Origin of the sequence: Streptomyces polygonati, assembly GCF_042650325.1 — a bacterium.
Taxonomy (GTDB): Bacteria; Actinomycetota; Actinomycetes; order Streptomycetales; family Streptomycetaceae; genus Actinacidiphila; species Actinacidiphila polygonati.
Window position 1 is genome coordinate 724,206 of record NZ_JBHSBB010000010.1, and the last position, 21,587, is coordinate 745,792.

At 70.6% G+C, this 21,587-nt stretch carries 25 protein-coding genes; 9 read left to right on the top strand and 16 right to left on the bottom strand.

Translation table 11 applies throughout. The annotated features are described in order from the left end of the window. Positions 1–3: 3 nt before the first annotated feature. From rplN to rpsJ, 12 genes are all read right to left on the bottom strand, one after another. Positions 4–372 carry a 50S ribosomal protein L14 gene (gene rplN / locus ACFO3J_RS15915; protein WP_093742364.1) on the bottom strand — a complete coding sequence of 123 codons (369 nt, stop codon included), beginning with the start codon at positions 370–372 and terminating at the stop codon, positions 4–6. Positions 373–529: 157 nt separating this feature from the next. Continuing rightward, positions 530–820: a 30S ribosomal protein S17 gene (gene rpsQ, locus ACFO3J_RS15920; protein WP_386430035.1), complete on the bottom strand. Its 291-nt coding sequence runs from the start codon at positions 818–820 to the stop codon at positions 530–532. Then, on the bottom strand, positions 820–1,053 hold the full coding sequence (gene rpmC / locus ACFO3J_RS15925) for a 50S ribosomal protein L29 (protein WP_386430036.1): 234 nt from the start codon (positions 1,051–1,053) through the stop codon (positions 820–822). Before rpmC ends, rpsQ begins: the two co-directional genes overlap by 1 nt. Beyond that, positions 1,053–1,472, bottom strand: a complete 420-nt coding sequence (rplP, locus tag ACFO3J_RS15930; protein WP_188284648.1) for a 50S ribosomal protein L16 — start codon at positions 1,470–1,472, stop codon at positions 1,053–1,055. The genes rpmC and rplP overlap by 1 nt, the downstream gene beginning before the upstream one ends. Before the next feature lie 5 nt (positions 1,473–1,477). Further along, positions 1,478–2,332, bottom strand: coding sequence for a 30S ribosomal protein S3 (gene rpsC / locus ACFO3J_RS15935; RefSeq protein WP_386430037.1), 855 nt, complete (start codon positions 2,330–2,332; stop codon positions 1,478–1,480). Then, the gene (gene rplV, locus ACFO3J_RS15940; protein ID WP_386430237.1) at positions 2,332–2,679 is read right to left on the bottom strand and encodes a 50S ribosomal protein L22; all 348 of its coding nucleotides are present in this window, start codon (positions 2,677–2,679) and stop codon (positions 2,332–2,334) included. The genes rpsC and rplV overlap by 1 nt, the downstream gene beginning before the upstream one ends. A 58-nt stretch (positions 2,680–2,737) precedes the next feature. Further along, positions 2,738–3,019 carry a 30S ribosomal protein S19 gene (rpsS, locus tag ACFO3J_RS15945; protein WP_386430038.1) on the bottom strand — a complete coding sequence of 94 codons (282 nt, stop codon included), beginning with the start codon at positions 3,017–3,019 and terminating at the stop codon, positions 2,738–2,740. Between the two features lie 12 nt (positions 3,020–3,031). Beyond that, a complete protein-coding gene (gene rplB / locus ACFO3J_RS15950; RefSeq protein ID WP_033177797.1) occupies positions 3,032–3,868 on the bottom strand; it encodes a 50S ribosomal protein L2 in 837 nt (278 codons plus the stop codon). Positions 3,869–3,916: 48 nt separating this feature from the next. Next, entirely contained in the window at positions 3,917–4,279 is a 363-nt protein-coding gene (gene rplW, locus ACFO3J_RS15955) for a 50S ribosomal protein L23 (protein WP_386430039.1), read from the bottom strand. Then, positions 4,279–4,938 carry a 50S ribosomal protein L4 gene (gene rplD / locus ACFO3J_RS15960; protein WP_386430040.1) on the bottom strand — a complete coding sequence of 220 codons (660 nt, stop codon included), beginning with the start codon at positions 4,936–4,938 and terminating at the stop codon, positions 4,279–4,281. Before rplD ends, rplW begins: the two co-directional genes overlap by 1 nt. 5 nt (positions 4,939–4,943) lie before the next feature. Further along, positions 4,944–5,588 (bottom strand): 50S ribosomal protein L3, encoded by a 645-nt coding sequence (gene rplC / locus ACFO3J_RS15965; RefSeq protein ID WP_386430041.1) that lies wholly within the window; start codon positions 5,586–5,588, stop codon positions 4,944–4,946. Between the two features lie 13 nt (positions 5,589–5,601). Beyond that, positions 5,602–5,910 carry a 30S ribosomal protein S10 gene (gene rpsJ, locus ACFO3J_RS15970; protein ID WP_014144312.1) on the bottom strand — a complete coding sequence of 103 codons (309 nt, stop codon included), beginning with the start codon at positions 5,908–5,910 and terminating at the stop codon, positions 5,602–5,604. A 486-nt stretch (positions 5,911–6,396) separates the two neighbouring features. Between rpsJ and ACFO3J_RS15975 the strand changes: the two genes are divergently transcribed. The 3 genes from ACFO3J_RS15975 (at position 6,397) to ACFO3J_RS15985 (ending at position 9,490) form a co-directional block, all read left to right on the top strand. Beyond that, positions 6,397–6,984, top strand: coding sequence for a Uma2 family endonuclease (locus ACFO3J_RS15975; RefSeq protein WP_386430042.1), 588 nt, complete (start codon positions 6,397–6,399; stop codon positions 6,982–6,984). 125 nt (positions 6,985–7,109) lie between these two features. After that, the gene (locus tag ACFO3J_RS15980) at positions 7,110–7,814 is read left to right on the top strand and encodes an ATP-binding cassette domain-containing protein (protein WP_386430043.1); all 705 of its coding nucleotides are present in this window, start codon (positions 7,110–7,112) and stop codon (positions 7,812–7,814) included. Continuing rightward, complete coding sequence (locus ACFO3J_RS15985) at positions 7,811–9,490, top strand: hypothetical protein (RefSeq protein ID WP_386430044.1); 1,680 nt, start codon at positions 7,811–7,813, stop codon at positions 9,488–9,490. The genes ACFO3J_RS15980 and ACFO3J_RS15985 overlap by 4 nt, the downstream gene beginning before the upstream one ends. Before the next feature lie 442 nt (positions 9,491–9,932). On the opposite strand, the gene tuf is transcribed toward ACFO3J_RS15985, so the two are convergent. The 4 genes from tuf to rpsL all read right to left on the bottom strand — a co-directional run bounded on the left by tuf (position 9,933) and on the right by rpsL (position 14,287). Then, positions 9,933–11,126 (bottom strand): elongation factor Tu, encoded by a 1,194-nt coding sequence (gene tuf / locus ACFO3J_RS15990; RefSeq protein ID WP_386430045.1) that lies wholly within the window; start codon positions 11,124–11,126, stop codon positions 9,933–9,935. Positions 11,127–11,276: 150 nt separating this feature from the next. After that, positions 11,277–13,403: an elongation factor G gene (gene fusA, locus ACFO3J_RS15995; protein WP_386430046.1), complete on the bottom strand. Its 2,127-nt coding sequence runs from the start codon at positions 13,401–13,403 to the stop codon at positions 11,277–11,279. A 39-nt stretch (positions 13,404–13,442) separates the two neighbouring features. Then, positions 13,443–13,913, bottom strand: coding sequence for a 30S ribosomal protein S7 (gene rpsG / locus ACFO3J_RS16000; RefSeq protein WP_073492360.1), 471 nt, complete (start codon positions 13,911–13,913; stop codon positions 13,443–13,445). A 2-nt stretch (positions 13,914–13,915) separates the two neighbouring features. Further along, on the bottom strand, positions 13,916–14,287 hold the full coding sequence (gene rpsL, locus ACFO3J_RS16005) for a 30S ribosomal protein S12 (protein WP_014144289.1): 372 nt from the start codon (positions 14,285–14,287) through the stop codon (positions 13,916–13,918). A 394-nt stretch (positions 14,288–14,681) separates the two neighbouring features. Between rpsL and ACFO3J_RS16010 the strand changes: the two genes are divergently transcribed. The 6 genes from ACFO3J_RS16010 (at position 14,682) to ACFO3J_RS16035 (ending at position 21,567) form a co-directional block, all read left to right on the top strand. Further along, complete coding sequence (locus ACFO3J_RS16010) at positions 14,682–15,410, top strand: Crp/Fnr family transcriptional regulator (protein ID WP_386430047.1); 729 nt, start codon at positions 14,682–14,684, stop codon at positions 15,408–15,410. 147 nt (positions 15,411–15,557) lie between these two features. Next, the gene (locus ACFO3J_RS16015) at positions 15,558–16,463 is read left to right on the top strand and encodes a hypothetical protein (protein ID WP_386430048.1); all 906 of its coding nucleotides are present in this window, start codon (positions 15,558–15,560) and stop codon (positions 16,461–16,463) included. After that, positions 16,460–18,568 (top strand): hypothetical protein, encoded by a 2,109-nt coding sequence (locus ACFO3J_RS16020; protein WP_386430049.1) that lies wholly within the window; start codon positions 16,460–16,462, stop codon positions 18,566–18,568. Before ACFO3J_RS16015 ends, ACFO3J_RS16020 begins: the two co-directional genes overlap by 4 nt. A 51-nt stretch (positions 18,569–18,619) precedes the next feature. After that, positions 18,620–19,753 (top strand): PE-PGRS family protein, encoded by a 1,134-nt coding sequence (locus ACFO3J_RS16025; protein ID WP_386430050.1) that lies wholly within the window; start codon positions 18,620–18,622, stop codon positions 19,751–19,753. Then, on the top strand, positions 19,750–20,265 hold the full coding sequence (locus tag ACFO3J_RS16030) for a Pycsar system effector family protein (RefSeq protein ID WP_386430051.1): 516 nt from the start codon (positions 19,750–19,752) through the stop codon (positions 20,263–20,265). The genes ACFO3J_RS16025 and ACFO3J_RS16030 overlap by 4 nt, the downstream gene beginning before the upstream one ends. Before the next feature lie 51 nt (positions 20,266–20,316). Next, complete coding sequence (locus tag ACFO3J_RS16035; RefSeq protein ID WP_386430052.1) at positions 20,317–21,567, top strand: M48 family metalloprotease; 1,251 nt, start codon at positions 20,317–20,319, stop codon at positions 21,565–21,567. The last annotated feature ends 20 nt before the right edge of the window (positions 21,568–21,587 follow it).

The window sequence follows — 21,587 nt, forward strand, 5'->3', positions numbered from 1 at the left end:
CGGTTACAGCACCTCCGGCGCGAGCGAGACGATCTTCATGAACTTCTTCTCGCGCAGCTCACGGCCCACCGGGCCGAAGATACGGGTGCCGCGCGGGTCGCCATCGTTCTTGAGGATGACGGCCGCGTTCTCGTCGAAGCGGATGTACGAGCCGTCGGAACGCCGGCGCTCCTTGACGGTGCGCACGATGACCGCCTTGACGACCTCGCCCTTCTTCACGTTGCCACCGGGGATCGCGTCCTTGACGGTCGCGACGATGACGTCACCGATGCCCGCGTAGCGGCGACCCGAACCGCCGAGAACACGGATGCAAAGGATCTCCTTGGCACCAGTGTTGTCGGCGATACGAAGTCGCGACTCCTGCTGGATCACGTCTGTCTCCTGATTGTCTGCCGGTTCCCGGCGGGGTCCGTGCACTGCGCCCGGACCCCGCCGAGCCTGGCGGAACCGTCCTGCGAGGGAATCCGCGCAGGAATTACCTGGCCGTTGCCGGCCGGGGAAGCATTTCGCGGGGCGGCCCCCGCGAGAATCACTTCGCCTTTTCGAGGATCTCCACGACGCGCCAGCGCTTCGTCGCGGACAGCGGCCGGGTCTCCATCAGGAGGACGCGGTCGCCGATACCGGCGGCGTTCTGCTCGTCGTGGGCCTTGAGCTTGTTGGTGCGCCGGATGACCTTGCCGTAGAGGGCGTGCTTGACACGGTCCTCGACAGCGACCACCACGGTCTTGTCCATCTTGTCGCTGACGACCAGACCCTCACGGGTCTTGCGGAAGCCGCGCTCGTTCTCAGTGCCGATCTCGGTCACGTTGCTCTCGCTCATCAGGCGTTCTCCACCGTTTCCACGGTCTCGATGCCCAGCTCGCGCTCGCGCATCAGCGTGTAGATCCGGGCGATGTCCTTGCGGACGGTCTTGAGCCGGGAGTTGTTCTCCAGCTGTCCAGTGGCGCCCTGGAAGCGCAGGTTGAACAGCTCCTCCTTGGCCTCACGGAGCTTGCCGACGAGCTCCTCGTCGCCGAGCTGGCGCAGCTCGGTCGCCTTGGTACCGGCCGCCATCACGACTCACCTGCCTCGCGCCGCACAATGCGGCACTTCATCGGAAGCTTGTGCGCGGCGCGGGTGAGCGCCTCACGAGCAACCTTCTCGTTCGGGAAAGACAGCTCGAACATCACCCGTCCGGGCTTGACGTTCGCGATCCACCACTCCGGCGAACCCTTGCCGGAACCCATGCGGGTCTCGGCGGGCTTCTTGGTCAGCGGACGGTCCGGGTAGATGTTGATCCAGACCTTGCCGCCGCGCTTGATGTGACGGGTGATGGAGATACGAGCGGACTCGATCTGCCGGTTGGTCACGTAGGCGGGGGTGACGGCCTGGAGGCCGTACTCACCGAACGCCAGCTCCGTGCCGCCCTTGGCCATGCCGTCACGGCCGGGGTGGTGCTGCTTGCGGTGCTTGACCCTGCGGGGGATCAGCATGGTACTCAGCCTTCCGTTCCGGGGGTCTCCGCCGCCGGAGCCTCAGCGACGGCAGTCGCCTCGGCCTTGGGGGCCGCCGACGCTCCGTCCGTCTGAGGACGACGGGGGCGGCCGCCGCCGCGCTCGCCACCGCGACGCTGCGGACGCTCGTTGCCGCCGCCACCGCCGCCGGCACCGCCGCGGGCGGGACGGTTGCCGGCCCGTGCCGCGGCGTTGTCGGCGCGGACCTCGGCGATGTTCTTGACGTCGCCCTTGTAGATCCAGACCTTCACACCGATACGGCCGAAGGTGGTCTTGGCCTCGAAGAAGCCGTAGTCCACATTGGCGCGCAGGGTGTGCAGCGGGACCCGGCCCTCGCGGTAGAACTCGGAGCGGGACATCTCGGCGCCGCCGAGACGGCCGCCGCACTGGATCTTGATGCCCTTGGCGCCGGCCTTCAGCGTGCCCTGCATGCTCTTGCGCATGGCACGGCGGAAGGAGACACGCGAGGACAGCTGCTCAGCGACGGCCTGGGCCACCAGCTGGGCGTCCATCTCCGGGTTCTTGACCTCGAGGATGTTCAGCTGGACCTGCTTGCCGGTCAGCTTCTCCAGGTCACCGCGGATACGGTCGGCCTCCGCGCCGCGGCGGCCGATGACGATGCCCGGCCGGGCGGTGTGGATGTCGACGCGGACGCGGTCACGGGTGCGCTCGATCTCCACCTTGGAGATGCCGGCCCGCTCCATGCCCTGCGTCATCATCCGGCGGATGGCGACGTCTTCCTTGACGTAGTCCTTGTACAGCTTGTCGGCGTACCACCGCGACTTGAAGTCCGTGGTGATGCCGAGCCGGAACCCGTACGGGTTAACCTTCTGGCCCATTACCGGGTCCCTTCCTTGCTGGCGAGGACCACGGTGATGTGACTGGTCCGCTTGCGGATCCGGTAGGCGCGGCCCTGGGCACGCGGCCGGAACCGCTTGAGGGTCGGGCCCTCGTCCACGTACGCCTCGCTGATGAACAGCGTCTCGGGGTCCGTGTGGTCGTAGTTGTGTGCCGCGTTGGCGATGGCGCTGTCCAGCACCTTGCCGACCGGCACGCTTGCGGCCTGCGGGGTGAAACGCAGGACCGCCTGAGCCTCCGTGGCATCCATGCCACGGATGAGGTCCACCACGCGGCGGGCCTTCATGGGCGTGACGCGGATGTACCGCGCCTGGGCCCTGGCTTCCATGGTCGTCCCTTCAGTGTCTGTCATGTCTGTCGCGTCTGGTCGCTCAGCTGGCCGCTGATCAGCGACGCCGCGCCTTGCGGTCGTCCTTCTCGTGACCGCGGAAGGTGCGGGTCGGCGCGAACTCGCCGAGCTTGTGGCCGACCATCGACTCAGTGACAAACACCGGGACGTGCTTACGGCCGTCGTGTACCGCGATCGTGTGGCCGAGCATGGCCGGGATGATCATCGAGCGGCGGGACCAGGTCTTGATGACGTTCTTGGTGCCTGCTTCGTTCTGTACGTCCACCTTCTTGCTCAGGTGGTCGTCGACGAAGGGCCCCTTCTTGAGACTGCGCGGCATCTACACCCGCTCCTAGCGCTTCTTGTTCGTCTTGCGGCGGCGGACGATGTACTTGCTGCTCGCCTTCTTCGGCGAACGAGTACGACCTTCCTTCTGACCCCACGGGGAGACCGGGTGGCGACCACCGGAGGTCTTGCCCTCACCACCACCGTGCGGGTGGTCCACCGGGTTCATGGCGACACCGCGGACGGTCGGGCGAACGCCCTTCCACCGCATCCGGCCGGCCTTGCCCCAGTTGATGTTGGACTGCTCGGCGTTGCCGACCTCGCCGATGGTGGCGCGGCAGCGGACGTCGACCATCCGGACCTCGCCGGACGGCATACGAAGGGTGGCCATATTGCCCTCCTTCGCCAGCAGCTGCACCGAAGCGCCCGCGGAGCGGGAGATCTTCGCGCCGCCGCCGGGCCGCAGCTCGATCGCGTGGATCGTGGTACCCACCGGGATGTTGCGCAGCGGCAGGTTGTTGCCCGGCTTGATGTCGGCGTTGGCGCCGTTCTCGATCCGGTCGCCCTGCTGCAGGCGGGCGGGGGCGAGGATGTAGCGCTTCTCGCCGTCCGCGTAGTGCAGCAGCGCGATGCGCGCGGTGCGGTTGGGGTCGTACTCGATGTGCGCGACCTTGGCGGGCACGCCGTCCTTGTCGTGCCGACGGAAGTCGATGACACGGTAGGCGCGCTTGTGGCCACCACCTTGGTGGCGGACGGTCACACGACCGGCGTTGTTACGGCCGCCCTTGCTGTGCAGGGGGCGGACCAGCGACTTCTCCGGCGTGGACCGCGTGATTTCGACGAAGTCGGCGACGCTGGAGCCACGACGGCCCGGGGTCGTCGGCTTGTACTTGCGGATACCCATTTCTCAGTCCTCGGATGAATTCAGGACTTCGACTCGATCCGGCCTCCGCTAGGAGACCGGGCCGCCGAAGATGTCGATGCGGTCGCCCTCGGCAAGGGTCACGATGGCGCGCTTGGTGTTGGCGCGCTTGCCGAAACCGGTGCGGGTGCGCTTGCGCTTGCCCTGCCGGTTGATCGTGTTGACCCCGGTGACCTTGACCTGGAAGACCGCCTCGACGGCCTGCTTGATCTGGGTCTTGTTGGCGCGCGGGTCGACGACGAACGTGTACTTGTTCTCGTCCAGCAGCGCGTAGCTCTTCTCCGAGACCACCGGCTTGATCAAGAGGTCACGGGGGTCCGTGAACGTCTTGCTGGTGATCGCGGTCTGGGTCCCGGTCGGGGCCTCGGTCTGCGTCTCGATCTGCTCGGCCATCAGGCCTCGCTCCCTTCGGTCTCGGCGGCGCCGCTACCGGGGACACCGACGAAACGGTCGAAGGCGGCCTTGGTGAAGACCACGTCGTCGGAGACGAGCACGTCGTACGTGTTCAGCTGGCCGGCGTCCAGGATGTGCACCTGGGGCAGGTTGCGGGCGGACAGCCACGCGGCCTCGTCGGCACGCTCGACGACCAGGAGCACGTTCTTGCGCTCACTGATCTTGCCGAGCAGGCTCTTGGCGGACTTGGTCGACGGGGACTCGCCCTCGACGACGGCGGTCACCACGTGGACACGGTCGTGCCGGGCCCGGTCGGTGAGCGCACCGCGCAGGGCGGCGGCGATCATCTTCTTCGGGGTCCGCTGCGAGTAGTCGCGCGGCTGGGGGCCGTGCACGACGCCACCGCCGACGAACTGCGGAGCGCGGGTCGAGCCCTGACGGGCGCGGCCGGTGCCCTTCTGGCGGTACGGCTTCTTGCCACCACCGCGGACCTCGCCACGGCGCTTGACCTTGTGCGTGCCCTGACGGGCCGCGGCCAGCTGCGCGACGACGACCTGGTGGATCAGCGGGATGCTGACCTTGGCCTCGAAGATCTCGGCCGGGAGCTCTACGGTCCCGGTCACGTCGCCCGCGGGCGACAGGATGTCAATGCTGCTCATAGCCTTCAGGCCCCCTTGGCCGCGGTGCGGACCAGGACGAGGCCGCCGTTCGGACCAGGAACCGCGCCCTTGATGAGCAGCAGGCCCTTCTCCGCGTCAACGGCGTGGACGGTCAGGTTCTGGGTGGTCACCCGCTCGTTGCCCATGCGACCCGCCATCCGCATGCCCTTGAACACGCGGCCGGGGGTGGCACAGCCGCCGATGGAACCCGGCGAGCGGTGCTTGCGCTGGACACCGTGACCGGCGCCGAGGCCCTTGAAGTTGTGACGCTTCATGACACCGGCGAAGCCCTTGCCCTTGCTCTTGCCGGTCACATCCACCTTGACGCCGGCCTCGAACACCTCGGCGGTGATCTCCTGGCCGAGCGTGTACTCGCCGGCGTCGGCGGTACGCAGCTCCACCAGGTGGCGGCGGGGAGTGACTTCGGCCTTCGCGAAGTGGCCCTTGAGGGGCTTGTTCACCTTGCGCGGGTCGATCTCGCCGAAGGCGAGCTGGACCGACTCGTAGCCGTCGCTGTCACTGGTACGCACCTGCGTCACGACGTTCGGGCCGGCCTTGACGACGGTCACCGGGACGACACGGTTGTTCTCGTCCCAGACCTGGGTCATGCCGAGCTTCTCGCCCAGGATGCCCTTGATCTGCTTGGTCATCTTTCCGCGCCTCTCAGAGCTTGATCTCGATGTCGACGCCGGCCGGCAGGTCCAGGCGCATCAACGAGTCAACGGTCTTGGGCGTCGGGTCGAGAATGTCGATCAGGCGCTTGTGCGTGCGCATCTCGAAGTGCTCGCGCGAGTCCTTGTACTTGTGCGGCGACTTGATGACGCAGTACACGTTCTTCTCAGTGGGCAGCGGCACCGGGCCCGCGACCTGCGCACCAGTACGCGTCACCGTCTCGACGATCTTCTTCGCCGATGAGTCGATGACCTCGTGGTCGTAGGCCTTGAGCCGAATGCGGATCTTCTGTCCCGCCATGGCTACTCCGTAGTCCTTGTCTCTTTTTTACGCTCTGACATCCGCTTGCTCCGACCCACGCGGTCGGGCGTGTCGCGCCCCTCGCCATGAATTTCCGCATGCGGAATCCCTGCCTGAGGGGTTTGCGTGGGAGATCTCACCCACCGGATGCCTGGCCGGAACCGCACTGACACTTCCCGGAAGATTCCCGTACGTCCGCCCCAGCGCTGCCCACTGGGCAGATAAGGCGACGAGTACTGTGGGACTCGCTTCCGGTCCCCCCGACGGGAGGCGCGCAGCATCGGCGCTCGACCGAGCAACTTGGGTAGTCTGCCATACGGTGGCTGCCCGTGGCCAATCGAGCCGGGTAGCGTACCCCGGGGGGATGAGTGGCTAAACCTGGGTGTCTCACCGCCGGACGACCGACCGCGGTCGGCGCTGCCCTCGCTAGCATGGGATCAGGTTCCGACCGTCGCGCGGGACTGCCGACAGCGAGGAGCGAGTGCCATGACGATCGCCCCGGGCCACGAGCGGCATGACGCCCTCCAGTACCAGGCGATGAGGGACATCGTCGAGCGGATGCAGTTCGACGTGCCCGGCAAGCTGGAGATCACCAAGGAAGGCATCGTCCACGACATGATGTCCCCGGGGGGGCCTCACGAACTGACCGCCGCTCGGATCAGCCGGCGTCTGGAGAAGGTCATGCCGGACGGCCTCCTCGCCCATACGGGAACGCCCGATGTCGAAGACCCCTACGAAGGCGTCATGCGCCACCCGGACATTATGGTCATCGCAGAAGCGGACATGGAGGTCGAGGGAGCCTTCGATCCCGGTACCCTCATCGCCGCCGTCGAGGTGGTGTCCCGCTCCAACCCGGACAACGACTGGGTCGGCAAGATGCGGGACTACCCTCTGCTCGGAATTCCGCTGTACGTACTCTTCGACCCGCGCACCGGCGAGGGCGCCGTCCTGTCCGACATCCACCCGACACCGAACGGGCCCCGGTACGCGACCAGGAAAGACTTCGTGTACGGCGAGGACGTCACCATCGGAGAGTGGACGATCTCCACCCAGAACCTGCCGCGCTATCGGTAGCCGCACAAGGCCCAGCCGGTCGGCTGCGGGCCGGCCGTCGGCGGCGCCCCGCGCCCGGCCCCGGGCTCATGGGCTGGCGTACTAGGGTCTGCGGAAAATCACGTCCCACGACCCCGGAGGCCACCATGGCGGCGAAAGCCCGCGCGGAAGCGCTGCTGCGGCTGCGGAAGGTGAGCCGGAGTTACGGGAAGCGGCTCGCGCTGCACCCGCTCGATCTCGAGCTGCGGGCCGGGCGGTGCACCGCGCTGTTCGGGCACAACGGGTCGGGCAAGTCGACGCTGCTGCGGATCGCCAGCGGGCGGGACGTGCCGACCGGTGGGCAGGCGCTGTTCGCCGGGCGGGTGATGAGTGAGGACGACCCGGAGGTACGGGCGAGGGTCGCGGTGGTCGGGGACACGGTGGCGTGCTATCCCGATCTGACCGTGCGCGAGCACCTGGAGCTGGTCACCGTGGCGCACGCGGTGGACGACGCGGCCGGGTGGATCGATCAGGTACTGGCCGACCGGCGGCTGTCGGATCACGCCCGGGCGCTGCCGGGCGCGCTGTCCTCCGGGCAGCTGCAGTCGCTGCTGCTGGCCGCCGCCCTGGTGCGGCCCCGGGACCTGATGGTGCTGGACGAGCCGGAGCAGCGGCTGGACCCCGATGCCCGGGTGCGGCTCGCGGAACTGCTGACCGCCGAGAAGGAGGGCGGGGTCGCGGTACTGCTGGCGACGCATCAGGCCGAGCTGGCCGAAGCGGTCGCCGATCACATGATCGCCCTGGAGGACGGCCGGGTGATCGCCGAGGGCACACCGGCGGCCGTACTGCGGCAGCTCGGCATACGGGCGTGAGCGCGTCCGATGTGGCCGAGGCCGAGGAGGAGTCCGGCTGGTCCGAGCAGGACGACGACCGCACCGCCGAGACGCTCCGCTGGCTGAAGGCGAAGCGCAAGGCCCACCGCAGACAGCGGGGACGCGACCTGGCGGTGCTGCTCTACTGCCTGGTGCTCGGCGGCGCCGGCTACGGCAGCGGGCTCGTGCTGCACTTCCTGCGCGGGCTGGACGAGGGCGCCGGCTACGGGCGCTACGGGGCGGAGCTGCAGCGCGGGCTGCCCGCGCTGTTCACCGGGGTCGCGCTCACCCTCGGGCTGCTGGCCGCCCGCGACGCGCTGTGGCGCGGCCCGGTCGTGCTGCCGGGCCCGTCGGTGGGCTGGCTGCTCGCGCAGCCGGTACGGCGGGCCGCGGTGCTGCGTCCCTGGTTCCGGCTGTCCGCCGGGCTGTCGCTGATACCCGGGGTGATCGCCGGCCTGGCCGGCGCCGTGATGCTGCGGGTGACCGGCCTGGCGCCGATCGGCTGGGCGCTGCTCGCGGTGATCCCGGCGGCGCTGTGCCTGCCGCTGCTGGCGGTCTGCCTGGGCATGGCGGTGGAGCGGCGGCCCGGCTGGGCGCGGCGGGTGCGGCGGTGGACGGCCCCGGCCGTACTGCTGCTGGGCGCGCTGGCCGCGCAGACGGGGCTGGCCGGCAGCGGGCATCGGGTACGGGCGCTGGAGTGGTTCGAGCTGTGGTCGGGGCCGTGGGGCTGGGCGGCCCAGCCGGTGGTACAGGCCTGCGGCGGCGCCGCGCCCGGCTGGCCGGCCGCGGTGGCCCTGCTGCTGGCCGCGACCGGTGCGGCGGTCTTCCAGGCCTACCGGGACGCGGCCCGGGTGCCGACCGCCCAACTGCGCTCGCGCGCCGCGACGGCCACCACGGTGGCCTCCGTGATGTGGTCGATGGAACTGCGCGCCGCCAAGCTCGCGCTCATGGAGGCGGGCGGCGGCGAAGCCACCAGGTCGCTGCGGCTCCCGCCGCCGCGCAACCGCTGTCTGGTGGTGGTCTGGCGGGACGCGCTCACGCTGCTGCGGACGCCGGGCCGGCTGGGCCGGGCCGCGCTGTGGGCGGCCAGCGCCAGCGCCGCGACCGGCCTCGGCGCGGACCTCGGCGGTGAACGGCGGATCGTGGGGCTGCTGCTGGGCCTGCTGTGCGGCTACTTCGCGGTCGGCGCGCTGGCGGAGCCGGCCCGGCTGGAGACGGACGATCTGCGGCGCGGGTCCTGGTCGCCGTTCCGCTTCCGCACGCTGATGCTGCAGCACGGGGTGGTGCCGGCGGTGCTGGGCGCGGTGCTGGGCCTGCTGGCGGCGGCGCCGTTCGCTGTGCGGGGGGCGCCGTGGGCGCTGCTGCTGATGCCGCTGTGCGCGCCGCCCTTCACGGCGGCGGCGCTGTACGGGGCGTGCCGCGGGCCGGCCCGCACGCAGTTGATGTTCCTGGGCGGGGGGTCGGCCTTCGGCGGGCCCGGGCCGCTGATCTTCCTGGCGTGGTACGCGGCGGGGCCGCTGATTTCCCTGACGGTGCTGGGGTTGGCTATCGGCCGGGGTGGGGCGCCGCTGAGCGTCGCGGTGACGTCGGTGGCGCTGACGGCGGGCCTCCTCTTCCTGGTCGCCCAGGCCGCCGACAAACTCATCGGCCGTACCCCGCCGGCACGCTCCCGCTGACCGAAGGGGCGCGGGGAACTGCGCGCCCAGCCCCCACCGGGCCGCACCCCGGCAACAACCGCAACCCGCCCACACCATCGCCGCCCGCGGCACGCTCCCGCTGAGCGCCCGGCTGCCTGTGCCCCGAAGGGGCGCGGGGAACTGCGCGCCCAGCCCCCACCGGGCCACACCCCGGCACCAACCGCAAGTGGCAATCACCGCCGCCGCCCGCAGCCGCACCGTGGCTGGTCGCGCAGTTCCCCGCGCCCCCAAAAACACGGCGTGCCGCACCACGTACAGCCGCCCCGCGCCGGGCGGAAAACGCGCCGCGCCGCCCCACGCGAACGCACCCCCCGCAGGGGGAAACGCAAAGGTGCCCCGCGTCGCCGGGAGGCGAGGCGGGGCACCCGGGGCCGGGGTGGCACCCCCCGCAGGGGGGACCCGGTCGAGCAGCCCGGTAGGGCTACTTGCTGATCTTGGTGACCTGGCCCGCGCCGACCGTGCGGCCGCCCTCGCGGATGGCGAACTTCAGGCCTTCCTCCATGGCGATCGGCTGGATCAGCTGAACGGTCATGGCGGTGTTGTCGCCCGGCATGACCATCTCGGTGCCCTCGGGGAGGGTCACCACGCCGGTCACGTCCGTGGTACGGAAGTAGAACTGCGGGCGGTAGTTGTTGAAGAACGGCGTGTGACGGCCGCCCTCGTCCTTGGACAGGATGTACGCCTGCGCCTCGAACTCGGTGTGCGGGGTGACCGTGCCCGGCTTGATGATGACCTGGCCGCGCTCGACGTCCTCGCGCTTGATGCCACGAAGCAGCAGACCGACGTTCTCACCGGCCTGGCCCTCGTCGAGCAGCTTGCGGAACATCTCGATACCGGTGACCGTGGTGGTGGTCTTGACGGTCTTGATGCCGATGATGTCGACGGTCTCGTTGACCTTCAGCACACCGCGCTCGATACGACCGGTGACGACGGTGCCACGACCGGTGATCGTGAACACGTCCTCGATCGGCATCAGGAACGGCTTCTCGACGTCGCGCGCCGGGGTGGGGATCGCCTCGTCGACAGCGGCCATCAGGCCGAGCAGCTTCTCGCCCCACTCCTTGTCGCCCTCGAGCGCCTTGAGCGCGGAGACACGCACGACCGGCAGGTCGTCGCCCGGGAACTCGTACTCGGAGAGCAGCTCGCGGACCTCGAGCTCGACGAGCTCCAGGATCTCCTCGTCGTCCACCATGTCGGCCTTGTTCAGGGCGACGACGATGTAGGGGACGCCGACCTGGCGGGCCAGGAGCACGTGCTCCTTGGTCTGCGGCATCGGGCCGTCGGTCGCGGCGACCACCAGGATCGCGCCGTCCATCTGGGCGGCACCGGTGATCATGTTCTTGATGTAGTCCGCGTGACCGGGGCAGTCGACGTGGGCGTAGTGACGCGACTCGGTCTGGTACTCGACGTGCGCGATGGAGATGGTGATACCGCGCTGGCGCTCCTCAGGAGCCTTGTCGATCTGGTCGAAGGCCGAAGCCTCGTTCAGGTCCGGGTACGCGTCATGCAGCACCTTGGTGATCGCCGCGGTAAGGGTCGTCTTACCGTGGTCGATGTGACCGATGGTGCCGATGTTGACGTGCGGCTTAGTCCGCTCGAACTTCGCCTTCGCCACTGGGGTCCTCCTGGGAGTGGATCTGTACGCCTTGCTTCATCGGCGCCAGGTGATCTTTGCTGGGATGCGGACTCCGGGGCATTCCGCGCCGCACTGTGTGCGATGCGGGCGGAATGCCCCGATAGCCTGCTGTCAAGCCTAGAGCAGGTGTTACTCGCCCTTGGCCTTCGCGATGATCTCCTCGGCGACGTTCCGCGGAACCTCGGCGTAGGAGTCGAACTGCATGCTGTAGCTGGCCCGGCCCGAGGTCTTCGACCGCAGGTCACCGACGTAGCCGAACATCTCCGACAGCGGGACCAGGCCCTTGACGACCCGGGCGCCGCTGCGTTCGTCCATGGCCAGGATCTGGCCACGGCGGGAGTTGAGGTCGCCGATGACGTCGCCCATGTAGTCCTCGGGGGTGGTGACCTCGACGGCCATCATCGGTTCGAGAAGTACGGGGCTCGCCCTGCGGGCGCCCTCCTTGAACGCCTGCGAACCGGCGATCTTGAACGCCAGTTCGGAGGAGTCCACCTCGTGGTAGCCGCCGTCGATCAGGGTGACGCGAACGCCCACCATCTCGTAGCCGGCCAGGATGCCGAACTTCATGGCTTCCTGCGCGCCCGCGTCCACCGAGGGGATGTACTCCCTGGGGATACGGCCGCCGGTGACCTTGTTGACGAACTCGTAGGTGGCGTCGCCGCCTTCGAGCGGTTCGAGCATGATCTGCACCTTGGCGAACTGACCGGTACCACCGGTCTGCTTCTTGTGGGTGTAGTCAACACGCTCGACGGTCTTGCGAATGGTCTCGCGGTACGCGACCTGGGGCTTACCGACGTTGGCCTCGACCTTGAACTCGCGCCGCATCCGGTCGACCAGCACCTCGAGGTGCAGTTCGCCCATGCCGCCGATGATCGTCTGGCCGGTCTCCTCGTCGGAGTGGACCTGGAAGGAGGGGTCCTCCTCCGCGAGCCGCTGGATGGCGACACCCAGCTTCTCCTGGTCGCCCTTGGACTTGGGCTCGATGGCGACCTGGATGACCGGCGCCGGGAAGTCCATGGACTCCAGGATCACCGGCTGCTTGTCGTCGCTCAGCGTCTCACCGGTGGTGGTCTGCTTCAGGCCCATCACGGCGACGATGTCGCCGGCGCCCACCGACTCGATCTCCTCACGCTTGTTCGCGTGCATGCGGTAGATCTTGCCGATGCGCTCCTTCTTGCCCTTCACCGAGTTCAGCACCGCCGAACCCGCCTCCAGGCGGCCGGAGTAGATCCGGATGAAGGTGAGCTTGCCCAGGTGCGGGTCGCTCATGATCTTGAACGCCAGGGCGGACAGCGGCTCGTCGTCGGACGGCCGGCGCTTGACGATCTCCTCCGCGTTGTTGACGGCGTGGCCTTCGACGGCCTCGACGTCAACCGGGGAGGGGAGGTAGCGCACGACCGCGTCGAGCAGCGGCTGGACACCCTTGTTCTTGAACGCGCTGCCGCAGAACACCGGGGTGACGGTGGTGCCGCCGCCCTTGCCGGAGTGGATGGTGATACGGCGGACCGCGTCGTGCAGCTGCTCCACGGTGGGCTCGGTGCCCTCCAGGTACAGCTCCATCATCGCGTCGTCGTTCTCCGCGACGGCTTCCAGCAGCTTGCCGCGCCACTCGTCGGCCGCTTCGGTGTGCGTGGCCGGGATGTCGACGACGTCGTACATCTCGCCCTTGGTCGCCTCCGCGGACCACACGAGGGCCTTCATCGTGATGAGGTCGATGACACCCTTGAAGTCGGCCTCGGCGCCGATCGGCAGCTGCATCACGATCGGGGTCGCGCCGAGGCGGTCCACGATCATGTCGACGCAGCGGTGGAACTCGGCGCCGGTGCGGTCCAGCTTGTTGACGAAGCAGATACGGGGCACGCCGTAGCGGTCGGCCTGCCGCCAGACCGTCTCCGACTGCGGTTCCACACCGGCGACACCGTCGAACACGGTGACCGCGCCGTCGAGGACGCGGAGCGAACGCTCCACCTCGACGGTGAAGTCCACGTGACCCGGGGTGTCGATGATGTTGATGGTGTGGTCGACGTCGTCGAGCGGCCAGTGACAGGTGGTCGCGGCGGACGTGATCGTGATGCCGCGCTCCTGCTCCTGCTCCATCCAGTCCATGGTGGCTGCGCCGTCGTGGACTTCACCGATCTTGTAGGAGACACCGGTGTAGAACAGGATCCGCTCGGTGGTCGTCGTCTTGCCCGCGTCGATGTGGGCCATGATCCCGATGTTGCGGACCCTGGCCAGGTCAAGCGAAGTGGTGGCCATAGTGGCTCAGTCTTCTCTCGGTCTCGATGTGGGTGGTGACTACCAGCGGTAGTGCGCGAAGGCCTTGTTGGACTCGGCCATCTTGTGCGTGTCCTCGCGGCGCTTCACCGAAGCACCCAGGCCATTGCTGGCGTCGAGGATCTCGTTCATCAGGCGCTCGGTCATGGTCTTCTCGCGACGGGCGCGGGAGTACCCGACCATCCAGCGGAGCGCCAGCGTGTTCTGCCGGCCCGGGCGGACCTCGACCGGCACCTGGTAGGTCGCACCGCCGACGCGGCGGGACTTGACCTCAAGGGTGGGCTTGATGTTCTCCAGCGCGCGCTTGAGCGTGATGACCGGGTCGGCGCCGGCCTTCTCGCGGACGCCTTCGAGGGCGCCGTACACGATGCGCTCGGCGGTGGAGCGCTTGCCGTGCAGCAGGATCTTGTTGACCAGTGACGTCACCAGCGGGGAGCCGTAAACCGGGTCGATGATGACCGGGCGCTTCGGGGCGGGGCCCTTACGAGGCATTCTTACTTCTCCTTCTTGGCGCCGTAGCGGCTGCGAGCCTGCTTACGGTTCTTGACGCCCTGGGTGTCGAGAGAACCACGGATGATCTTGTAGCGAACACCCGGCAGGTCCTTCACACGGCCGCCGCGGACGAGCACGATGGAGTGCTCCTGCAGGTTGTGGCCCTCACCCGGGATGTAAGCGGTGACCTCGATGCCGCTGGTCAAACGAACACGCGCGACCTTGCGGAGCGCCGAGTTCGGCTTCTTCGGGGTGGTCGTGTAGACACGCGTGCAGACGCCACGACGCTGGGGGGAACCCTTGAGCGCGGGCGTCTTGTTCTTCTCGACCTTGTCCTGCCGGCCTTTCCGGACCAGCTGCTGGATCGTAGGCACCGTTTCTCCGGTTTCTGTGTGCCGATCTCGATAAATCTAACCTGGGGACCGACCCACGCGGTCGGGTGTGTCGCGGACCCCACACGTATCCGAACCAACGGAGAAGTGCGTATGTCAGGTGCCGCAGCCTCGGTGTCCCCGCGCGGTCGCATGGCACGCGCAAGAACCCGGGCACACCCCAGGCACAAGATGAGAGCGTACCTACCGCATCCCCTGCGGTCAAAACAAATGGACTCGGCCCCGACCCGGCCCCCACTCTGCCCTTCACCACCGGAAAACTCCGGGGTCGGCGCGCGGTGTGCCGGGGGCCGCCGGATTCCGCTCTCCCCCGGCGCCGCGCTGTACTACTGTCGTTTGGCCTCGCACAAGGCCGCGACTCGGGGGAGCTTCGCTGATGACTCGCACAGGTGACGCGGACCGGAGTACGTCGGGGCGGTACGAGGTCGGCAGCCTGGACGACCGGGTGCCCTTCCTGGCGCGGCTGGAGGCCGAGGACCGGATCGCGCTGCTCGACCTGGGCCGCCGGCTGCGCTACGGACCGCGGGCCACCCTGGTGACCCAGGACGAACCACCCGCCCATGTCCTGCTGCTGCTGACCGGCTGGACCAAGGTCACCCGCTCGGCCGCCAACGGCTACGAGGCCCTGCTGGCGTTACGGGGCCCCGGCGACATAGTCGGCGAGGCGTCCGCCGTCAGCGGCCGGCCGCGCTCGGCGACGGTGACCGCGCTGGACAAGGTCGAAGTCGTCGCCATCCCGCGTGAGCCCTTCCTCGCCTATCTGGCCGGCTCCCCCGCCACCGCCCTCCAACTGCTGGGCCTGACCGCCGACCGGACCCGGGCCAGCGACCGCCGGCGGGTGGAGTTCGGCGCGCTGGGCGTACGCGAGCGCCTGGCCATCCTGCTGCTGGAGCTGGCCCGTACCCACGGCGAGCAGGTCCCCGAGGGCACCCGGCTGACGACGGGACTCAGCCAGCACGAACTGGCCGGCTCGGTGGGAGCCTCGCGGGAGGCGGTCGCGCGACTGCTGGCCGGGCTGCGCAAGCGGGGCATCGTCAGCACCAGCCGCCGGGGTCTGATCATCGTGCGGCCCGAGCAGTTGCGCCGTATCGGTCGCGGAGAGTAGCCGCCCGGCAGCGGAGCCGGGATGCTCCCGGGCTGGCCGGGGCCTTGTGTGCACTCTGTCACAGACGCTCTGTGTCAGCGTGCCTCCCCCCTGTCGGAACCCTGCGGGAGAGTTCTGCTCACACAGTCGAGCGCCCGAGGGGCACCCATGACGGAACCTGTGAACCGCACCATCCTGCTCATGGACATCGAGCGTTTCAGCCAGCGCGACGATGTCGAGCAGGCCTTCCTGCGCCGGACCCTCGACACGGTCGCCGGGGACACCCTCACCGAGGCCGGGGTGGAGGGGTCCCAGCAGTACCGCGAGGACCGCGGCGACGGGCTGATCATCCTGATCAGCGGTGACGTCTCGAAGGCGGGGCTGCTGCGCGCGCTGCTCACCACCGCCCCGGACACCCTGCACGCCTACAACCGCTTCGCCGCCAGCAGTACGCAGATGCGGCTGCGCCTGGTCCTGGCGGCCGGCGAGGTGGCGCACGACCCGCGCGACGGCACCATCGGCGGGCTCGTCGGGCACGACCTCAACCAGGCCTGCCGCCTGCTCGACGCCCCCGTGCTGCGCGAGGCGCTGCGGCAGCGGCCGGAGGCGGACTGCGTGCTGTGCGTATCGGCGCCGGTCTACGAGGGCGTGGTCCGGCACGGGCACCGGGGCCTGCGCGCCGAGGAGTTCCACCGGGTCGCGGTCACGGTGAAGGAGGACCGGCTCGACGCCTGGCTGTACGGGCCGGTCCCGGACGGCTACAGCGCCGGCCACGGCGCGCACGCGGCGCCCCCGCCGGCAGAGCCCGCGCCCGCGTCGTCGCCGGTGTCCCCGCCCGCGCCCCCGGCCGCACCTCTGTCCGCGCCCTTGTCCGCGCCCTTGTCCGCGCCGACACCCTTACCCGCCCCCGGGAAGGCGCCCGGCAGCGGCGTGACGTTCACCTTCGGCGGCGGCTCCCCCTCCTTCGGCGGCGCGCTGGTGGCCGGTGACCAGACCGGGGTGAGCGGCGGCAAGGTCGGCGGCGACGTGATCATGGGCAGCGTCCGCCCCGACGCGCGGGACGAGGACCGGTGAGCGAGCGACCCGCCGCGGACGGCCAGGACCAGCCCGACCGGAGCGCGCCGGACGAGGCCGCCGCCGAGACGCGGGAGGCCGGCGAGGGGTCCGCCGCGCAGGACGGCGAGGCCCCGCAGAATCCCTGGGCCGCCCGCCGCGAGCTGTATCTGCACGCCGGGACCCGCTTCGGCGGCGGACTGACCGCCGGCGACCAGACCGGGGTGAGCGGCGGCCGGGTGGCCGGCGACGTGATCATGGGCAGCAAGATCGAGCACCACTACAGCTCGGGCCCGGCCCGCACCTCCGGTGAGATCCCGCCCGCCGAACTGGCCGAGCTGGCCGAGGTGTTCACCGCAGAGCCCGAACTCCTGGCCGCGGCGCTGGCCCGGCTGCGCGAGGAGCGCGTCCTGGTGCTCTCCGGCCCCCGGTACACCGGCCGCCGCAGCGCCGCCCTCACGCTGCTGCACCGCCTGGACGCCGCGCCGGTCCGGGCACTGGACCCGAAGACCCCGCCGACGGCCCTGGAGAAGGAGCTGACCGGGGACGCCCGCGGCTATCTGCTCTGCGACCTGGCGACCGACCCGAACCGCCCGCTGCGCGAGATCGATCTGCTGGGAGTGCGCGGAAAGCTGAGGGACAAGGACGCGTATCTGGTGATCACCATCGGGCTGTACGCCGTGCTGGACGACGTCCGTCCGGTCGACTGGCGCCCGCCGGTCCCCGAGTCCGTCCTGCGGGCCCACCTGGGTTCGCTGGTGGCCGACCCGGAGCGCGAGCGGGAGCTGCTCGCGCTGGAACCGGCCCGCGACTTCCTCACCCGCGACCACTACCGGCCCTGGGAGGCCGCGGCCTTCGCCGCCGAGCTGGCCGGTTACGCGCGGGGGGAGAGCTCGGAGCGGGAGCTGCGCGACTTCGGGGCGGCCGCCGTGACCCGCCAGGTCCGGGACTGGTTCGACGACGAGGTGACGCCGCTGCGCGACAAGGCCTTCCTGATCTCGCTGGCCGCCTTCAACGAAGCCCCCTACGCGCTGGCCGCCGAGCTGAGCGACGAACTGCTGGCGGCGCTCCAGCGGACCGAGGACCCGGGCAGCCGGCCGCGTATCCCCGTCTTCGGCACCTCGATCACCAAGCGGCTGCTGCTGGCCCGCGCCCACGGCTACGAGGAGGAGGAGTACACCGAGTGGGGTCCGGTCGGCCAGTACAAAGCCGCGTTCCAGGAGCCACTGGCGGCGCTGGTGCTGCTCCGCGAGGTGTGGACCGGCTACCCCTCGGCCCGCCCGGCCCTGATCCAGTGGCTGCGGGGGCTGGCGGAGGACGGGCGGCCGCTGGTGCGCACCCGGGCGGCGGTCACCGCCGCCGTGCTCGCCTCCGCGGATCTGCCGTCGGCCATGGGGCTGATCGTCCAGGGCTGGGCGCGGGCCCGGCGCTACCGCTTCTGCCTGGTCGCCGCGAACACCCTCGCGCTCGCCCACGCCATCGGCGCCCCCAACATCCCCGGCATCCTGCGGGCCTGGTGCGACAAGGACCAGCCGGAGCAGCGGCTGCGCTGGACGGCGATCCGGGCGTACGCGCTGGTCGGCACCGAGATGCCGGGTGAGGCGCTGGAGGCGCTCGCGGACGCCGCCCGGGCCGGCGGGGACGAGGACGAGGCGGAGGAGATCGCCCAGTCCGTCGCGCTGCTGCTGACCGCGCCCGAGCCCGAGGTCCGCGCGCTGGTGCTGGCCGAGCTGGTCGAACTGGTCAACGACAAGCCGCCGGTGCGCCGGATGGCCCTGCGGGCCTTCGTACTGGCCTGCGAGCACACCGACGACCTGCTGCTCCTGCGCTGGCACGCCGAAGCGCTGGCGGCGGGCAGCACCGCCGACGACCGCCATCTGGCGGCCATGTGGCGCGGCGCCCTCGGCGATCTGTCGCAGACCGGCGACGCGCTCGGTGCCCTGCGCGGCTGGGTGCGCGAGGCCGACAAGGACCCCGTGGCCGAAAGCGCGCTGGCCGGGCTGCTGCCCGCCATCGCGGTGACCGCCGACGACCGCAAACGCCTCAGCCACCTGCTGCGCACCCTGCGCACCAAGCGCGGCGGCCCGCCGCCGGCCGTGGCCGAACGCCTGCTCGCCGCCCTCTAGCACCCAGGAACGACCTACCGGAAGAGCAAGAACAGCAAGGAGAGATGAGCCATGGCGGATTTCCGTCGCCCCCCGGAATGGGACCAGGGCGCCGACCGGCACAGCACGCTGCGCGATCCCGTACTGACGGTCCGCCAGCTGAACCGCTTCGAGTACCGCAAGAACTACACCCGGATCGACAACGCCCTCGTATTCACCACCGTCAGGGGCGGTTACGACGTCTACCTGCCGCCGCACCGCCCGAGCCGGTCCGATGTCGTGGCCAGGCGGTACTCCGCCGTCTACGAGGTGGACATGGGCATCCAGCGCTGCGCGGTGACCCTGCGGCTGCCGAGCGACAACGACGCCTTCGACTTCGTGGCCGAACTGGAGGCGAACTGGCAGGTCATCCGACCCGAGCAGTTCGTGGCCAGCGGCGAGCGCGATGTCCCCGCTCTGCTGGCCCGCCGTGTCGAGGAGCTGGTGCGTCCGCACAGCCGGGACTTCCCGGTCGAACGCGCCTCGGTCGCCGAGCGGGCCGCCCTGGCGGCCGTCGAGAGCGCCGGTCCGCTGGGCGCCGAGTTGGGGCTGCGGGTGGGCCTGACGCTCCGGCTGCGGCTGGACGACGAGGCGGTGGCGCAGCAGCACGAGCTGCGGCAGACCCGGTACGCGGACGAGCGGCTGGGCCCGGCCCATGAGCTGGCGATGCGTGAGGACCGGCTGAACGCCGAACGGCTGGCCGCCCAGGCCGAGCAGGAGCACCAGCTGGCGATGCTCCGGGGCCGGGCCGAGATCGAACGCCAGAGCCTGGAGGCGCAGAAGATCGCCTACTACCAGCACTACCTGGAGCACGGCGGCGTGGCGGCCTGGGCGCTCCACCTCGCCCAGCACCCCGAGGACTCCCGGCTGGTGATGGAGAATCTGCGCCAGGACCAGCTCGCGCTGATCAACAGTCAGATGAGTGTGGCCATGCACGTACTCAAGGGCGAGGGCCTGGAGGACTTCCAGCTGGAGGGCATCAGCAAGTACGCGAAGGACATCTTCGAGGACCTCCTCACCCGCAATATGTCGGGCGCGGGCGCCCCGGGCGCCCTGCCCTGGGAGCCGCCCCGCGACACACCGCCGGCCGACCCCGCGGACCGGACCGATCCCGCGGACCGGACCGACCCGGCCGACCGCCGCGCCCCCGAGGCGGACCGGCCGTGAGCACGCCCGCCCCGGGCACGGCCACCGCGAGCCGCACCGGCAGCCGGCTGCTCACCGAGTTGCGCGCGGAGATCGCGCACGCCGACAACAAGGCGTCCGTGCTGCTGGGCGCGCTGAGCATGACGGCCGGCCTGCTCGGGGCGCTGCTGGCGGCCCGCCAGTGGGCCCCCGGCCGGCTCTCCGCCCCCGGCGCGGTCCTGTGGTGGACGGGCGTGATGGCGCTGGCCGGTTCGCTGCTCGCGCTGCTGCTCGCCATCGTGCCCCGCTACGGCCGGGAGCGCTGGGCGCCCGGCCGCCCGCTCACTTACTTCGACGACATCCGGCGCGCGGCGGACCAGCAGGGTCTCGCGCGCGCCCTGGCGGACACCGAGGCCGCGGCGGACACCGGTCTGCTGGACGCCCTGTCCGCCACCAGCCGCATCGTCGGCAGCAAGCACCTGTGGATACGCGCGGGCCTGGCCGCCTACTGCGTGGGCGCGGTGCTGGTGCCGAGTGCCCTGATCCTCGGCTGACCGGTCCGGCAGACCGGCGCCCGCGAGATTCCCTCCGAAAGGCACACCGCCATGACCGTCCCACCCGACCCCGCCTACCCGATACCCCCGGAGTACCCGGGCGCCTCGGCCACGCCGCCCCCGCCCCCGCCGTACCCGGGCGCCTCGGCCACGCCGCCGCCCCCACCGCCCCCTCCCCCGGCGTACCCGGGCAGCACACCGCCGTCGCCGCCGCCGTCATACCCGGGCGGCAGGCCGCCTTCGCCCCCGCACCGGCCCTCCCCCCGCACCCCTCCCCGTACCGCTCCTCCGCCCCCGCCCGCCGCGGCCGAGCCCCCGGCCACCGGCACCCACCCGCACGAGATGGACTTCGGCGGGCGGGGCCGTGTCCACATCGCCGACCGGCAGCGCGGCACCGACGCCACCGCCTGGGGCCAGCTCCTGCTGCATGTACCGGGCTTCCTGATCAGCCTGATCCTGGTGACCGGTGTCGCCTACGCCCTGCTGTCGAGCGCCGGCTGGCTGCTGGTCGTGGTCTGGATCGGCTCGGGCGCCCTGGTCTTCCACCCGCCGGCCGAGGGCGTCTTCGCCCGCCGGCTGCTGAAGCTGCGCTACCCGACCCCGGCCGAGCGGGCCCGGCTGGAGCCGGTCTGGCACGAGGTGACCGCCCGGGCGGGGGTCGAGGGCAGGAAGTACGAGCTGTGGGTGGAGGACAGCGACGAGCTCAACGCGCTGGCCGCGGCCGGTCATATCGTCGGCGTCACGCGCTTCTCGCTGGAGACCTTGCCGAGCGGCCAGCTCGCCGCCGTACTGGCCCATGAGCTCGGCCATCACACCGGGGGCCACGCCTGGTCGTCGCTGCTGGGCTACTGGTACGGCCTGCCGGGCCGGCTGGCCTGGGCCGCGGTCCGGGCCGTCGCCCGCTTCGCGCTCACGCTGGGGGCCCGGGTCAGCGGCTGCGCCGCGCTGATCGTCCTGGGGGTGCTGGCCAGCCTGGTCCTGACCTTCGCCTCCCGCTACGGGCTGATCCTGCTGCTGGTGCTGGCCGCGCCCTATCTGCTGGCCGCGGTCGGCCGCCGCACCGAATTACGGGCCGACCAGCACGCCGCGGCGCTCGGCTTCGCCCCGATGCTGGTGGAGGTGCTGGGCACCATGCACACCCAGGAGCTGGCGGCCCGGGCCGCGACAGCCCGCGCGATGTCCCCCTACGGGCCGCCGGCCGCCGCGCCCGAGCCGGCCCTGCTGACCAGGCTGCTGGTCTCGCACCCCGACTACCACACCCGACTGCACTATCTGCGGCCCTACCTGGAGCCGCGCCCCTGAGCCGCGCCGGGCGGCCACCG

Excerpts from the sequence above, each read along its gene's own strand:
- ACFO3J_RS16035 (WP_386430052.1), top strand. The coding sequence starts at position 20,317 with ATGACCGTCCCACCCGACCCCGCCTACCCGATACCCCCGGAGTACCCG.
- fusA (WP_386430046.1), bottom strand. The coding sequence starts at position 13,403 with ATGGCCACCACTTCGCTTGACCTGGCCAGGGTCCGCAACATCGGGATC.
- rpmC (WP_386430036.1), bottom strand. The coding sequence starts at position 1,053 with ATGGCGGCCGGTACCAAGGCGACCGAGCTGCGCCAGCTCGGCGACGAG.
- ACFO3J_RS15980 (WP_386430043.1), top strand. The coding sequence starts at position 7,110 with ATGGCGGCGAAAGCCCGCGCGGAAGCGCTGCTGCGGCTGCGGAAGGTG.
- rplB (WP_033177797.1), bottom strand. The coding sequence starts at position 3,868 with ATGGGTATCCGCAAGTACAAGCCGACGACCCCGGGCCGTCGTGGCTCC.
- ACFO3J_RS16010 (WP_386430047.1), top strand. The coding sequence starts at position 14,682 with ATGACTCGCACAGGTGACGCGGACCGGAGTACGTCGGGGCGGTACGAG.
- rpsQ (WP_386430035.1), bottom strand. The coding sequence starts at position 820 with ATGAGCGAGAGCAACGTGACCGAGATCGGCACTGAGAACGAGCGCGGC.
- rpsG (WP_073492360.1), bottom strand. The coding sequence starts at position 13,913 with ATGCCTCGTAAGGGCCCCGCCCCGAAGCGCCCGGTCATCATCGACCCG.
- rplD (WP_386430040.1), bottom strand. The coding sequence starts at position 4,938 with ATGAGCAGCATTGACATCCTGTCGCCCGCGGGCGACGTGACCGGGACC.
- ACFO3J_RS16015 (WP_386430048.1), top strand. The coding sequence starts at position 15,558 with ATGACGGAACCTGTGAACCGCACCATCCTGCTCATGGACATCGAGCGT.
- ACFO3J_RS15975 (WP_386430042.1), top strand. The coding sequence starts at position 6,397 with ATGACGATCGCCCCGGGCCACGAGCGGCATGACGCCCTCCAGTACCAG.
- rplV (WP_386430237.1), bottom strand. The coding sequence starts at position 2,679 with ATGGAAGCCAGGGCCCAGGCGCGGTACATCCGCGTCACGCCCATGAAG.
- rplP (WP_188284648.1), bottom strand. The coding sequence starts at position 1,472 with ATGCTGATCCCCCGCAGGGTCAAGCACCGCAAGCAGCACCACCCCGGC.
- ACFO3J_RS16025 (WP_386430050.1), top strand. The coding sequence starts at position 18,620 with ATGGCGGATTTCCGTCGCCCCCCGGAATGGGACCAGGGCGCCGACCGG.
- rpsC (WP_386430037.1), bottom strand. The coding sequence starts at position 2,332 with ATGGGCCAGAAGGTTAACCCGTACGGGTTCCGGCTCGGCATCACCACG.
- rplW (WP_386430039.1), bottom strand. The coding sequence starts at position 4,279 with ATGGCCGAGCAGATCGAGACGCAGACCGAGGCCCCGACCGGGACCCAG.
- rpsJ (WP_014144312.1), bottom strand. The coding sequence starts at position 5,910 with ATGGCGGGACAGAAGATCCGCATTCGGCTCAAGGCCTACGACCACGAG.
- rpsS (WP_386430038.1), bottom strand. The coding sequence starts at position 3,019 with ATGCCGCGCAGTCTCAAGAAGGGGCCCTTCGTCGACGACCACCTGAGC.
- rplC (WP_386430041.1), bottom strand. The coding sequence starts at position 5,588 with ATGACCAAGCAGATCAAGGGCATCCTGGGCGAGAAGCTCGGCATGACC.